The 15,548-nt window shown below is 59.8% G+C and carries 7 protein-coding genes; 5 read left to right on the top strand and 2 right to left on the bottom strand.

All coding sequences use genetic code 11. The annotated features are described in order from the left end of the window. Nucleotides 1-113 precede the first annotated feature (113 nt). Entirely contained in the window at nucleotides 114-2,924 is a 2,811-nt protein-coding gene (locus tag CA51_RS24660) for a hybrid sensor histidine kinase/response regulator (protein ID WP_145123766.1), read from the top strand. Between the two features lie 279 nt (nucleotides 2,925-3,203). After that, a complete protein-coding gene (locus tag CA51_RS24665; RefSeq protein WP_145123767.1) occupies nucleotides 3,204-4,298 on the top strand; it encodes a hypothetical protein in 1,095 nt (364 codons plus the stop codon). A gap of 639 nt (nucleotides 4,299-4,937) precedes the next feature. On the opposite strand, the gene CA51_RS24670 is transcribed toward CA51_RS24665, so the two are convergent. Continuing rightward, on the bottom strand, nucleotides 4,938-6,308 hold the full coding sequence (locus CA51_RS24670) for a hypothetical protein (protein WP_145123768.1): 1,371 nt from the start codon (nucleotides 6,306-6,308) through the stop codon (nucleotides 4,938-4,940). Between the two features lie 389 nt (nucleotides 6,309-6,697). Next, nucleotides 6,698-8,860, bottom strand: coding sequence for a sodium:solute symporter family protein (locus tag CA51_RS24675; RefSeq protein WP_145123769.1), 2,163 nt, complete (start codon nucleotides 8,858-8,860; stop codon nucleotides 6,698-6,700). Nucleotides 8,861-9,208: 348 nt separating this feature from the next. Here CA51_RS24675 and CA51_RS24680 point away from each other — a divergent pair, with 348 nt between their 5' ends. The 3 genes from CA51_RS24680 (at nucleotide 9,209) to CA51_RS24690 (ending at nucleotide 15,546) form a co-directional block, all read left to right on the top strand. Then, entirely contained in the window at nucleotides 9,209-11,275 is a 2,067-nt protein-coding gene (locus CA51_RS24680; RefSeq protein ID WP_145123770.1) for a thioredoxin domain-containing protein, read from the top strand. A 115-nt stretch (nucleotides 11,276-11,390) separates the two neighbouring features. Continuing rightward, entirely contained in the window at nucleotides 11,391-12,095 is a 705-nt protein-coding gene (locus CA51_RS24685; protein WP_145123771.1) for an SDR family NAD(P)-dependent oxidoreductase, read from the top strand. Between the two features lie 454 nt (nucleotides 12,096-12,549). Beyond that, entirely contained in the window at nucleotides 12,550-15,546 is a 2,997-nt protein-coding gene (locus tag CA51_RS24690; protein ID WP_197451453.1) for a PVC-type heme-binding CxxCH protein, read from the top strand. Nucleotides 15,547-15,548: the final 2 nt, after the last annotated feature.

Below are 15,548 nucleotides of genomic sequence, written 5' to 3' on the forward strand. Positions count from 1 at the left end.
ACCCCACCGAATGGTTACACTGGAAACAGTGATTGCCTACGGATTCTGGCAGGTTCGCGGTTATCGGAAACGCGAGGCCCGCCTGCTCTTCGGCTAACTCCTCGTGCACGAACATGCGAATCGTTCATAAGCTGCTGCTTGCGTCGTTGATCCCAGCCATGCTGATTTGGATCGTCGGCAGCTACGCAACTAATGTTAGCGAGCGAAGTCTGCGGCATGCGATCGAAACGACTTCGCTGATGCGAGCCAGCGCGGTGATCGATGAGATCGATCGAGTCGTTCAATCGCGGTCGGCCGATTGGAAAGCCTATTCGCAAAGCGGCTTAGTTCAGCAGACGTTGCAGGCTTCCAATCGCGAGTTTTCCGAACTCGACCAGCCGGAGCAAACGATCGCCCAGCGCGATCGCCAATGGACCGATGCACCGGCGAGTCAAGAAACCGAGCTGATGCAGACGCTGATGCTCAACGCCCTGTCGCGCGATCTCCGCCTGCGACTGCAAAAGCTGAACGAGGGAAGCGGGTATCTGATCTTCGGCGAGGTCTTCATCACCAATCGCTGGGGCGTCAACGCGGCGCTGACCAATCGCACGTCCGATTACCGCCAAGACGATGAAGACTGGTGGAAGCACGCGGTTCGCGAAGGCGTCTTTATCGATGACGTGCGGTTCGACGAGAGCGCGGGGATCTATTCGGTCGACATCTGCCAACGGATCGACGATGAGCAGGGCGAATTGCTGGGCGTGATCAAGATCGTGATGAATATCCAAACGGTGTTGGATGTCTTCGACGCTCGCGTTCAACGGCACAGCCCCGACGAGCGCTTGGTGCTGTTCACCGCCAAGGGGAAGATCATTCGAGCCAGCGATATGGATCTGGAGCCGCTGGCCGATGGCACCGCATTCCTGGAGCATCTTGTCGTCGCGGACAAATCGAACAGCAGCGTCTTCTACCGACGCGACCCGATCAGCGACGAACGCTACCTTTCCGCTTTTGCCATCTCCCGCGGCTTCGCCGATTACGCCGGGCTCGGCTGGATTGTGTTGGACGAGCGAGCTGAATCGATCGTCTTCGCCCCGGTCGACACGTTGCGGCAACGGATCGTCTGGCTGTCGTTGATGGCAACGCTTGTTGCGATGCTGATCGGCACTCTGACCGCGATTTCGATGTCGCGGCGATTGCATCGATTGTCCGCTGCGGCGGAGGCGATCGGTCGAGGCGAGCTGCAGACCACCGTCGCGATCACCGGCAGAGACGAAGTCGCTGGGCTGGCGGCACAATTTAATGCGATGAGTGGCGAGTTGGCACAGGCGAACCGCGAACTGGTGGTCGCCCGCGACGAAGCTCGCGACGCCAACAAAGCGAAGAGTTCGTTCCTGGCGAACATGAGCCACGAGATCCGCACGCCGATGAATGGGATCATTGGGATGAGCGATCTAATGGCGGGATCGAAGCTCAGCGGCGAGCAGCGGGAATATTTAAAGATGATCCAGCATTCGGCCGATGCCCTGCTGCGATTGCTGAACGATATTCTCGATTTTTCAAAGATCGAAGCCGGCCGATTGGAACTGGAGGAGATCGAGTTCAGTCTGCGCGATTGCGTCGGTCTGACCGGCCAGGCGCTGGCGATCCGAGCGGCTGAAAAGGACCTGGAGCTTGCTTGCCGGGTCGCGCCGGAGATCCCCGATACGTTGCGAGGGGATCCCGGACGCCTGCGGCAGATCCTCGTGAATCTAGTCGGCAATGCGATCAAGTTCACAAACGCCGGCGAAGTGATCATCGACGTCGGCTTGGAATCGCGATCCGACGACCGGGTGCGGATCCACGCTCGCGTGATCGATTCGGGCGTCGGCATCCCCGACGACAAGTTGGGGCACATCTTCGAAGCGTTCAGCCAAGCCGATGCGTCGACCACGCGGCGATTTGGCGGGACTGGACTAGGACTGACGATCTCGTCGCAATTGGTCGAACTGGCGGGAGGCAAGATCTGGGTCGAAAGCGAAGTGGGGACCGGGACGACGTTCCATTTCACTGCCGAGTTTGAAGTGCTGGAAGATCGCCAACCGGTCGCCCGATTCGATTCGCTGCCCGATCGGCCGCTGCGAGTTCTCGTCGTCGACGACAACGCGACTAACCGCCGCGTCTTTATCGAGATGCTCAAGAGTTGGGGGATCGAATCGGTCGCGTTGGCTTCGCCGCTGGCTGGGCTCGAGGCATTGCAGCAGTCGATTCAGGCAGGGCCGCCGTTCGATTTGGTGCTGCTCGATTACATGATGCCCGAGATGGATGGGTTTGCTTTCATCGAACGCTGCCGTAGCGACAACGCGCTCCGCGACACAAAGATCGTGATGATCTCGTCGGCAGCGCAAGCGGGACACACCAAGCGATGCGAACAGTTAGATGTGATTCGCTACATGACCAAACCGGTGATCCAGTCCGAACTGCTGCAGACTCTGGTCGACATCTTCGCCGACCAATGCGGGGCGGGTGCGACATCCACATCGTCCGAGCCCGATGACGCGACCGACGGTGAAACCAACGGCATTCCGCTGAAAATCCTGCTGGCCGAAGATGGGCTGGTCAACCAACGCGTGGCGATTGGTTTGTTGAAGCGGCAAGGTCACGAAGTGGTCGTCGCCGCCGATGGCCGCGAAGCGATCCAGGCTTGGGAGCACGAGTGCTTTGATTTGATCCTGATGGATGTGCAGATGCCCGAAATCGATGGGCTGCAAGCCGCCGAAATGATTCGCGAGAAAGAACAAGGCAGCGGCGGGCACATCCCGATCATCGCGATGACCGCCAGCGCGATGAAGGGGGATCGCGAGCGGTGCCTCGCCGCCGGCATGGACGACTACGTCACCAAGCCGATCGTTTCGGCGGAACTGTTTGAGACGATCCGCCGGCAAACGCAGCCTTCCAGCAGTTAAAGCTGCGCGTCGCACGCCCCTTCCCACACCAGATAGGTGACGTGCTAGCAAATTGATAGCAATGCTTGCACCGGCAACTTGAAGGTTTCTTGGTGGGAATCTCAATCTTTTTTGCCGACTCGCAAGTCTTGGAAACTTCACGGTTTGGGCGATTTGCTTGCGGCAACTACGAGCGCTGCCGCCACGATTCTCGCCGACAATGACGTTGGACGCGGTCGCGTCTCCGCGTAGACTCCCCGCTCTCCAAAACCGAACCCCGATGGATCGAGGTCTTTGAGCATGGAAGCTCGCTTTCTACGCAGTCTCTTCGTTGTCGCAACTCTCCTAGCCGTACCCGCTTTCGGCGCCGGCTACCGAACGCAGAACTTCATCGTACAAGCCAGCACACCGCAGTTTGCCAAGCAGGTTGGCGACGCGGCGGAGCAGTTTCGATCCCAATTGGCGATCGATTGGCTGGGCAGCGAATTGCCACCGTGGCCCGCTCCATGTCCGATCCGCGTGCAAGACGCACCGCATCTGGGCGCTGGCGGAGCGACCGAATACACCCCAACACGCCGCGGCGTCCGCGATTTCCGGATGTCGATCCAAGGATCGCAAGTCCGAATCATGGACAGCGTGTTGCCGCACGAAGTCACCCACACCGTCTTGGCGACGCACTTCGGCCAACCGCTGCCACGCTGGGCCGATGAAGGGGCCAGCACAACCGTGGAACACCACAGCGAACGCCAGCGACACGAAGAGATGCTTCGCGAGTTCTTGAGCAACAACCGCGGGATCCCGATGAACCAGATGTTCATGATGCGGGAATACCCCAGCGATATCCTGCCGCTGTACGCTCAAGGATTTTCGGTTTCGCGATTCCTGATCGAACAAGGCGGCCGCCGCAAGTTTGTCGACTTCGTCGGCGAAACGCTGCAAGGCAGCCAATGGACTCAAGCCGTTCGCCGCCACTACGGATACGAGAGCCTGTCCGAACTGCAAGACACCTGGCTCGCCTGGGTCGCCAGCGGCAGCGGCCCCGTCGACGCGTATGTGAAGAACCGTGGCCCCGCCGCAGCCGACGTGGCACAAGTCGCCGCCGTCGCTCCGGCTGGCAACATGTCGCAACCGGGCGATGTCACGCAAATCGCCGCCGCCACACCAAGCCCGCAACGCCAAGGGATGCAGGCGACGTTGGCATCAGCTGACGGCAGCGGATGGTACATGCGACGACGCCAAGAAGTTGCCGCCGGCGAAGTGGCGGATCCCGAACCGCCACAAAGCTTCAACAAGAAATCGATCCGCGATCACGGCCTCGCTCGCCCGCAAGCGATGCAGACGATTGCACCTCAAGGCGTCCCATGGGGACCCGAGCAGGGAACCGTCTGGCGATAACGAACGCACCGTTGGTCGCCTTTCGCTCCGCGAAAGTGCGGCGACTGACAAGCGTTCTTCTTAAACCAGTTCTTGACGTGCACGCACTTTCGCGGAGCGAAAGGCGACAATCTTGCAGACGATTGCACCTCAAGGCGTCCCATGGGGCCCCGAGCAAGGAACCGTTTGGCGATAACGAACGCCCCGTTGGTCGCCTTTCGCTCCGCGAAAGTGCGGCGACTGACAAGCGTTCTTCTTAAACCAGTTCTTGACGTGCACGCACTTTCGCGGAGCGAAAGGCGACAATCCTGCAGACGATTGCACCTCAAGGCGTCCCATGGGGCCCCGAGCAGGGAACCGTCTGGCGCTAGCGAACGCCCGTTGGTCGCCTTTCGCTCCGCGAAAGTGCGGCGAGTGACAGGCGTTCTCCTTAAACCAGTTCTTGACGCGTACGCACTTTCGCGGAGCGAAAGGCGACAATCTTGCAGACGATTGCACCTCAAGGCGTCCCATGGGGACCCGAGCAGGGAACCGTCTGGCGATAACGAACGCCCCGTTGGTCGCCTTTCGCTCCGCGAAAGTGCGGCGACTGACAAGCGTTCTCCTTAAACCAGTTCTTGACGTGTACGCACTTTCGCGGAGCGAAAGGCGACAATCAGCTTATTCGGCTAACAAGCGGTTGACCGCACCTGTCAGAACGCCTTCGACTTGTGGAGCGACTCGCGACGCGCGCTCGCTGGTCTCGTAGCCTCCTTGGCCATAAGCGATCTCGGTGCCGATATAGCCGGGGGCGTAATCGCCGTAAGCGGCCATCGCCACGAACAGATCGGGGCGTTGCTTCTGAGCTGCCAGCTGGTATTCGACGAACAGTTCGCCCGGCATGTGTAGCACTCGCGCCTTGCCGATCCGCAAGCAAGCGATCTCGATCGGCCAATCCCCCGCTTCGCAGCGACGCAGCCAAACCAGGTTCCTAGCGGCCGCTTGCCGTACCGGGCCTGCGGCCGTTGTGTCCTCCAAGATCTTCTGCAACGGTTCGGCTTGCAGGTGTTTGCCGACGGGCAGTTGCACCGATTCGGTCTCCCATCCGATGTCGGCGGCAGCGATCGGCGTTCGCTTGGTCGCTTCCCAAGCCTTCTTCATTCCCGCCGCGACGCGGTCGGCCAGCACCTGTCGGTTTTCCTTCGAGCCATCGTTCCATTTCCCCGCACCGATGTTACCGCCGGCGCCGTTGAAGTGGATGTGCGGCACACCGGTCTCGGCCTGGCGAGCGTTTCGAGCCATGCCGGGGAAGTCGGGATTCGCCAGCCCGGTGCGATAGTAGCTTTGCGGATGCGTGGCGTAGTAGGTCAGCACTGCCACGGCCGATTCACCGTTCCAGAAACTGATCATCTTCAACATCGGATCGATCGTCCCGACCGGGGCAGCTCGGATCACGGGGTTGCGCGTGGCGGAATAGCGAACGTATTTTACTTTGCCATCCTCGCCGAGGACGCGGCGGTTCGAAGCGACCTTTTCGATCTCTCCCTCGCCCACGCCAAGGTGCGTGACCGGCGTGGTGTCAGCTGTCGCTTCGGCTACCGCCTTGGCAGCTCGTTCGATCACCTGCTGCGCGAAATGCGAATCGTACCGCACCTTGGTGACGCCGTGTTGAGCGAGCAATTGAGCCGCGGTGAAATCGCAGGCGGGGGCATCGTGTTGGTGCAACGCATGCACCGCCACGCGATCGGGAGTTGTCCCGGCAGCTTTGGCGAGTGCGCGACGGAAGTCGCGATGCCCATCGTTCCCCACGCCGATCCAATCGATCGCGCACAACACGATCGGTTCCCCCGATCCTAGCAGCACGATGCCGCTGCACGAAAGAGGCGTTTGCACGCCGATGGTCGGATCGTAGGCCAACGGACTGCCGACCGGCGGCGAAGCATCGACGCTGAACCGGCCGACGCGCAGCGCTGGCTCATCCGCCGAAACAGGACCGGATAATAAGAAGAGACTCAGCAACATCAACCACGCAGGGCAAGGGATCCGTTTCATCGCAGCACACACTCCAGGCAGGGAAGGGGAAGGGAGGAAGGAAAAGGCAGGTTGTTTAACCGCGGTGGCAACGCCCCGCGCGCCATGCAGTACAACGCGCGGCCCGCCGGGCACGCGGTAAGGGTGGGCGTTGGTCGCCTTTCGCTCCGCGAAAGTGCGTTCCAGCACCTCGCACTTTCGCGGAGCGAAAGGCGACCATCGTTCATGGTCCGTGACATACCAGCACGAAGCGCAAGCGAGTGGTCGAGAACCAGCTCGGTCGCGTTTCGTGCTCGGATCGTATTTCCAGCGTAATCGAATGCAGAACCACTCGCTTGCGCTTCGTGCTAGTATTTGCAACGCAAGCGAGTGATCAAACATCCGCTTGCGTTTCGTGCCCGTGTTTTGGCTTAGGAGCCGATTTGGGCTACCCAGACCAACAGGCCGATGATCGCGGCGCAAACCGCGATCGAGAGCACAAATCCGCCGATGTCTTTGCGGCCGGGACGCATGATCTCAATGTCGCCACCAGGCACCAACCGACGATCGTCGAACCGTGTCGGGTCGGCGTACGATGCTTCCAGCTTCGCTCGATCCTTCTCCGGATCGGGATCGACCTCGGTTTTCATCTTGGCGTAATAGCGGTCCAACTTCTCTTTGTCATCGCGTGGGGTCAGGTAGCTGACGACGATCAGGAATACAAACGGCATCACGACCCGCGGCGGAAGACGCAGCGAGGCGAGGGTCGCTTTAGAGACGCTGCCGAGATCGATCCCCAGCAGATGGTAGACCATAAAATCGATGTTGAAGTTGCCTTTCCCCTCCATCGGTCCGGTCTGTTTTTGCACCAGCGTCTTCACGCCATCCGCTTCGGTTTCGGAAACGGTTTCCAGTTTCGCATCGCCGATCGGGACAACTCCTTCGCTCCAGAAGATCGATGCGCCGCCAGTCTTATTGACTAGCGTGATCGGTTGCCCGATCTCCGCTTTGGGCGGCGCGGCGCCGATCGATTTCAGCACGGCGGCCAATCGCTCGGGATCGTCCGCGTGACGCTCTTCGGCTTGAGCGACCGCCGTCTCCCAAGCTTCATGTTTGGCAACGTCGACTGGCGTCGCTTCGCGAACGCGGGTTGTGGTCACGATCTGAGTGGTCGTTGTCAGCGAAGGATCTTCGCGCATCGCAGGGTTCACGATCGGCAGGGCGATCGGCAGGATGAAGAAGACGACAGCGACAAAACTGATCGTCATCCAGACCGCCGTTCGGTTCGCTCTTCGCCAGACCATTCCGATCCAGAACGGAGCGGCAAACAGCAACGGCAACTCGATCGCCATCTTGAACTGACCGAAGACGTTCGAGAAATAGATCGCCACGATCGACGCGCCTACGATGATGATCAAGCCGGTCATCCGCGCGACGCCGACACATTTCGCTTCGGTTGCGTCGGGCTCGATGTACGCCGCGTAAACGTTGCGGACGACCAAACCCGAGGTGACGATCATATAAGCGTCAGCGGAACTCATCATCGCCGCCAATAAACAGGCCAGCATCAGCCCAACCAGACCGAGGTTCAACGGACCCAGGATCTCGCGAGCCGCGACGCCCCAGACTCGATCCGGATCGGCGGCGATCTCCGCGTTGCCTGCCAGCAGCGCCAGGGCGATCAACGCCGTCAACGCCCAACCGGCGGTGCACAAGCGTTTCAGCAAGTTACCGACGACCAGACCGATCCGAGCCTCATCTTCGCTCTTCGCCGAACCGCCACCGGTCGCGATGAAGTGCGGCTGGACCACGATCCCGACCAGGGCGAGCAATGTCAACGCGAAGATGTATTGCGGCGGGAACTCACCAGCACTGGGGCCGGCGAACAGACTGAAATTATCGGCGGCAACGCGTTGATGCAGGATCGTAAATCCGTCCATGATTCCCATCGTCGCCGGATCGCCGAACTGTTTCACCAGTGCCAGCAGGCCAAAGGGGATCAACAGGATCGACAACAAGATGATGAAGATGCCTTGGATCAGATCGGTCCAATAGGCGGCGGTCAATCCGCCCAGCACGCCGTAGACGATCACGATCGCCGCGATCGTCGGGATCAGAATGTACTTCAGTTCATAGCCCCACAGCGTCTCGACCCCCATCAACGGCACCGAAAACTTGGCGATCGCCGAGAGCATCGTCGACAGGTAGAACATATAGAAGACGATCGCGAACAGCGTGTACGCGGCGCCGAGGGCTTTGGAGTTGTAGCGTTCGACAAACCAATCGCCGAGGGTCAGGTGCCGCATCCGGCGATACCAGACCGCGGTGAACCAATAGATCGGCGTCACGAACAACCACATCAGCGCCGACCAAACGCCCGACAGCCCGCTGGTCCAACCGGTCCGGCCGACTTGCACCGGTTCATGAGCTCCGGTTCCGGCACCAAAGGCGGCGAAGGTTTGCAGCAGCTTGCCAAACCCGCGGCCGCCCATGAAATAATCTTCTTGCCCTTTGACACGCCGCATGGCCCACAAGCCGATGCCGATCATGGTGCCAAAGTAGACGATCAAAACAATGATATCGATAACAGTCATGCGGCGAACTCGTACAGGCGGGAAGATGTTTGCTGTGAGAAGAGGCGGGACACTTGGGGGACGAGTATAGCGTACCGATCACGCCAGTGCAGGCGTTCACTTCGCGGAGACCAGGGCAAATTTCGGTTTCAATTTGGGGCACTATCCGCCGCGTGATCGCATCGGGTTCTCATAGCCGATCCGGATGCGATCGCGTTGCCGCCGATTCGTCGCAGCCCAAACGTTGCGTCTCCTTTTCGCGGGGACTTGCCAGTCGAGCCGACTTGCTGAAGACTTGAGTTAATGGACGGGGTCCGATCCGCCACACTCCCCATCGCTGAACTCTGCCCTCTCAAGAAAGCTGCTGCCATGACCAATCGACTCGCTCAATCCAACAGTCCTTATCTGTTGCAGCATCAAGACAATCCCGTCGATTGGTATCCGTGGGGTGAGGAAGCGCTGCAGCGGGCGAAAGACGAACACAAGCCGATCTTTCTGTCGATCGGATATGCGGCGTGCCATTGGTGCCACGTGATGGAGCACGAGAGCTTTGAACAACCGCGGATCGCCGAACTGTTGAACGATCGCTTCGTCTGCATCAAAGTCGATCGCGAGGAACGCCCCGACATCGATCAGATCTACATGCACGCGGTCCAAGCGATGACCGGCCAAGGAGGCTGGCCGATGAGCATGTTCCTGACTCCCGAGGGGAAACCGTTCTACGGCGGAACCTATTTCCCGCCGACCAGTCGATCGGGCATGCCCGGCTTCGATACGATCGTCAACGCAGTCGCCGACGCTTGGGAAAACAAGCAGTCCGATGTTTTGTGCCAAGCCGATCAGATGACGAATCACCTGCAAGAGTCGCTGCAGCCGCAGCCCGATGGCAAGCCCGAACTGTTTTCCCGCTGGATCGCGGCGGCGTGCAAAGCGAAAGCGGAAACCTTCGACGCTCAAAACGGCGGCTTCGGATCGCGGCCCAAATTCCCGCATCCGATGGATCTGGAACTGATGCTGCGTCACTGGCATGCGACCGGCGAGGATCGCTGGCTGAACATCGTCACCGTTACCCTGTCGAAGATGGCCGATGGCGGGATCTACGATCATCTGGGCGGCGGATTCGCGCGGTACAGCGTCGACGAGCGTTGGCTGGTCCCGCACTTCGAAAAGATGCTCTACGACAACGCGCTGCTGGCCGGCATCTATCTACGTGGCTATCAAGCGACCGGCAACCAGCGGTTTGCTCAAGTCGCTCGCGAGTCGCTCGAATACCTGATCCGCGACATGTTGGATCCCTGCGGCGCGATCCACTGCACCGAAGATGCCGACAGCGAGGGAGAGGAAGGCAAATATTATGTCTGGACGCCAGACGAGGTCGTGAAGGTTTTGGGCGAAGCGCGAGGCGAGCGGTTCTGCCAAATCTACGACATCACGCAAGAAGGAAACTTCGAAGGCAAGAGCATCCTCAACCTGCGGCGTCCGCTGGAGTTGATCGCCAGCAGCCAGGGGCTCGATTACGAAACGCTCCGCAGCGAACTGGCCGAAGATCGCCAGCGGCTGCTGGAGGTTCGCGAGTCGCGCGTCCGGCCGGGCCGCGACGACAAGGTGCTTGTCAGTTGGAACGCGCTGGCAATCGACGCGTTGGCGTTGGCCAGCGGCGTGCTGGGCGACGCGCGGATGTTGGAGGTCGCTCAAGGAGCGGCCGAGTTCATCTGGACTCAGATGCGAACCGATCAAGGACGACTGCTGCACGCCTATCGGCAAGGCACGTCGCATCTCGACGCGTACGTCGATGATTACGCGACGCTGATCACGGCGTTGGTTTCGCTGTTCGAAGCCGATGGCGACTGCAAGTGGCTCGCCCGCGCCAGCGAATTGGCCGACCAGATGCTCGACCATTTCAGCGACACCACCGCCGGCGGTTTCTTCTATACCGCGGACGATCACGAATCGCTGATCCTGCGGACCAAAGACTATCACGACAGCAGCGTTCCCAGCGGCAATGGCGAAGCGGCATATGCGTTGATCCGCTTGGCGCGTCTGACCGGCAACGAACGCTTCGAAGCGGCGGCGAACTTGACGCTGCGATCGGCCGTGACCGTGATGACCGAACAATCGATGGCCGCCAGCCGATTGCTGATCGCGCTAGACATCTGCCTGAATCCGACGCAGCAGTTTGTTCTAGTCGACCCGTCGGCGGAATCGCTGACGAAGCTGAAATCGGCCTACTTCCAGGCCTATCGCCCGCGAGCCGTCTTGGCCGCGGAAGTCGCCACCGGAAGCGAACCGAGCCGCGACCTGACCATTGAAAATTTGTTCCGTGGCAAAACCGCAGTCGATGGAGATCCGACGCTTTACCAATGTGAAAGCTTCACCTGCAAGGAACCGGCCACCGGCACCGCAGCGATTCTCGACGCGCTGGGATCCAAGAACTAAAAGAACGAAACGACTTGCCAGTCCCAACCCGCTGCCTACAGTCAATTGTTGGCGGTGCGAGATACCATCGCTTGCGTAAGTCACAGACGCGGCACCCTCTTGGACTGGTCGAAAGATGCAAGACAAAAATTTCGTCATCGTTGGTGGCAGTCATGGGATCGGCGCAGGGATCGTCCGCCGCTGCGTGGAGAGAGGAGCCAAGGTGACGGTGCTTTCGCGTGGCATCGGCGAACTGCCCGATCTGCCCGGCGTTCGGCACGTTCCGTTCGATGTGACGCAGCGGGGGCCGACGGCGGATGAACTGCCCGATTCCATCGATGCTTTGGCCTACTGCCCGGGATCGATCAACCTGGGACCGCTGCGATCGGTCACCGAACAGACGCTGCGAGATGATTTTGAGCTCAACGTGGTCGGCGCCGTCAGGTGCATGCAAGCCTGCTTGGCCGGACTGAAATCGGGAGCTTCCGCCAGCGTCGTCCTGTTCAGCACCGTCGCCGTTCAACAGGGGCTCGCCATGCACACCTCCGTGGCGGCAGCGAAGGGAGCGATCGAAGGTTTAACTCGCACTTGGGCTGCGGAACTCGCCCCCAAGGTTCGCGTCAACTGCATCGCCCCGGCCCTGACCGCAACTCAACTGAGCGAACGTCTGCTGGCCACCGACGAGAAACGTCAGGCGATGGCGGCCATGTATCCTCTAGGCCGCCACGGCGAAGTCGACGACATCGCTGCGGCAGCCGAATTCTTGCTCTCCGATGCCAGCAGCTGGATCACCGGCCAAGTTCTGGGAGTCGACGGCGGTCTATCGTCGCTACGCAAATAGCACGCCCCCGGTGCTCTCGAAGCAAAACACCGGCAAGCCAGTGCCGCGACCTGACCACTGAAAATTTGTTCCGTGGCAAAACCGTGATCGATGGCGATCGGACGCTCTGTTTACGTGAAAGCTCCGCCTGCAGGGAGCCGGTTACGGGGGAGTAATGGTGCTTAAGTCAATCGGTTTGGAGAGCTGAAATGCTGGTGGACTAGCTGGCTGCGCGGCTTGATGGAGTCGTGCGGGCGATTTTTGTCGATCGAGGGCTACAAAAAGTTACCCCTCGCTGCACCCGTTGCTACAATGGCTGCAGCACTCTCGCAGTGCTCCTCGCCTAAAGTTCATTCGACACCTTTCCCACCTTTTGGATGTCTCCGGAATGCGATTTCCCCGCCGCGCCCTGCGCTCCGCTTGTCTCGCAAGTTTGCTGCTCCCCTTTTCTCCGCTCGCCAGTGCCGACGATATCGTGAAATCGCGAAAAGTCACGAAGGCCGACATGCCGCGGATCCCGCACACCGAACCGGCCGACGCGTTGGCTGGGTTCCGCACCGCCGACGGCTTCAAGCTGGAAATGGTTGCGTCCGAACCGATGGTGGGCGACCCCGTCGATGCCTGCTTCGATGAATACGGGCGGATGTTTGTCGCCGAAATGCACGGTTATCCGTTTTCCCAAGAGCCGACCAAACTGAATCCCGAAGGGGGCGGATTGGTCGACGCCGGGATCATCCGGATGTTGGAGGATACCGATGGCGACGGCGCGATGGACAAGAGTGTCGTCTTCGCCGATGGGCTCAGCTGGCCTACATCGCTGTGCTGCTACAACGGCGGCATCTTCGTTCTGGCCCCTAAATACCTGCTGTATCTAAAAGACACCGACGGTGACGGCAAAGCCGATGTGCGCGAAGAGATCTTGGCCGGGTTTGGCCGGGGCAACGTGCAAGCGGTCACCAACGGTCTGAAGTGGGACCTGGACAATCAAATCTATTTTGCGGCCGGTCGCAATCCGATGTCGTTGACGCATCGCGGCGAACCATTGTTCCCGATCAGCGGTGCCGATCTGCGGCTGAATCCAAAGACCGAAAAATTTGAACCGGTCACCGGCGGTTCGCAGTTTGGCCACAGCATCGACGACTGGGGGACGCGGTTCGTCTGCAGCAACAGCGACCACATCCAACAAGTTGTCTATCCACGCGATTACCTAGAACGGAATCCTTATTTTGTCGCCTCGGGGATGATCCGCAGCATCGCCCAAGATGGAGCGAGCGCCCGCGTCTTCCGCCGCAGTCCGCCCGAACCGTGGCGAATCATTCGCCAGAAATGGCGAGCTGCCGACAAGGGCTATAAGCTGGTTGTCAAAGAAGACGGCGAGTGGGAGTTCATTCCGCTGGATCCGTCAAAGCCAAAGAATGCCGTTCCCACCGAACACCCGATCGGATATTTCACCTCGGCAACCGGCATCACCATCTATCGCGGCAACGCCTACCCCGAACGTTACCGCGGCAACGCCTTTGTCGGCGATGTCGGCGGCAACCTGGTTCACCGCAAGACGGTCGACACATCGTCGGTTGTCTACCGTGCCAAGCGTGCTGATGAAGGAGTTGAAATCCTGGCGTCGTCGGACAACTGGTTCCGTCCAGTGAACTTCGTCAACGCTCCCGATGGCAGCCTGTACGTGCTGGACATGTACCGCGAAACGATCGAGCATCCGTATTCGATCCCGCAGGAGATCAAGCAGTTTTTGCATCTGACCAGCGGCAACGATCGCGGCCGGATCTATCGCTTGGTCAGCCCCGATATGAAACGAAATCCGGTTGTCAAAATCGGCGATCTGCCGCCAGCCGAACTGGTTCAACAATTGGCCTCCGACAACAGCTGGAACCGCGAAACGGCGCAGCGTTTGATCTGGGAACGCCAAGACAAAACGCTGGTTCCGCAATTGCGAGAACTGTTGAAAACATCCGACAAGCCACTGGCTCGGCTGCACGCAATGTACTGCTTGGCCGGACTCGATTCGTTGACCGAAGCCGACGTTCGCGGCGGACTGAAAGATTCCGAAGGACGCGTGCGAGCGCATGCGATTCGATTGTCCGAACCGATGCTGGCGACATCGCCTGCGGTTCTGGACGACCTGCTGTCGCTGTGCGACGACAAAAACGAACACGTTCGTTTCCAGTTAGCCTTTTCGCTGGGCGAATCGAAAGATCCTAAAGCGATCGACGGCTTGGCCCGCTTGGCTCGCAACCCAAACAATTCGGCAGAGGTCGTCGCGGCGTTGATGTCGTCGGTCGGCGGCACCGCCGACCAATTGGCCGCCTCGCTGATCAGCGACGCCGACTTTGCAAAACAGAAGCAGGCCGCTTCGATCATCTCGCAACTGGCCCTGATCGTCGGTGCAACTCCCGAAGCCGATGGCACGCTGAACTTGATCGGCGAATGCTCCAAGCCAGGTGTTCCCGCATCGGTTCAACGGACCGTGATGGCTTCGTTGGGCGAAGGACTGAAGCGACGCGGCAGCTCGTTTGCCAAGCTAATCCCAACCGCATCGGCTGACGATGCCCGCGTTCAAGCGTTTGCCGCGATGATGCAACAAGCAAACGATCGCGCAACCGATGAAGATGAATCGATGGCCGACCGCACCGCTGCGGTCCAGTTGCTCGCCTTTGCCGATCTGGAAACCGCGACGGAAACGTTGCCCGCGATGCTCGATCCGCAATACCCGCAGAGCTTGCAACTGGCTGCTGTCCAATCGATGGCTCAATTGAATTCCGACCTGCTGGCCAGCGAGATGCTGGAAGGCTGGCGTGGACACAGCCCACAGATCCGCCAAGCGGTTCTAGTCGCGCTGTCGGATAAGCCAGCGTGGCTCGGAAAATTGCTGGACAGTGTGGAAGCCAAGGCGATCAAGCCGGGCGAACTGCCTGCGGAGACGAAGCAATTGGTGATGGCGCATCCGAACAAGCAGCTGCAAGCTCGCGGCAAAGCATTGTTCGCCGGAGCGGTCAACAGCGACCGAGCCAAGGTTGTCGACCAGTATCAGGACGTGCTGAATCTCGAAGGCGATTCGACTCGTGGCCTGGCGATCTTCAAGCAGAAATGTGCTGTCTGTCACCAGGTTGGCAAGCTAGGGCACCAAGTTGCTCCGAGCCTGGAATCGGTGAAAAACAAATCGACAGCCGATCTGTTGATCGCGATCCTGGATCCCAACCGCGAAGCGCAACCGAACTTCAACACCTACATCGTGCAAACGATCGACGGTCGTGTGCTGACCGGGATGATCGGGGCGGAATCGTCCAGCAGCATCACGCTCAAACGCGCTGAAGGGAAGGAAGACGTGATCCTTCGCAGCAACATCGACCTGATGCAAGCGACGGGCGTGTCGTTGATGCCCGAAGGATTGGAAACCGATCTCAAACGCCAGGACTTGGCCGATGTGATTTCGTTTGTAAAGACGATCCAGCCCTAGCG

Source organism: Rosistilla oblonga (genome assembly GCF_007751715.1).
Classification (GTDB): domain Bacteria; phylum Planctomycetota; class Planctomycetia; order Pirellulales; family Pirellulaceae; genus Rosistilla; species Rosistilla oblonga.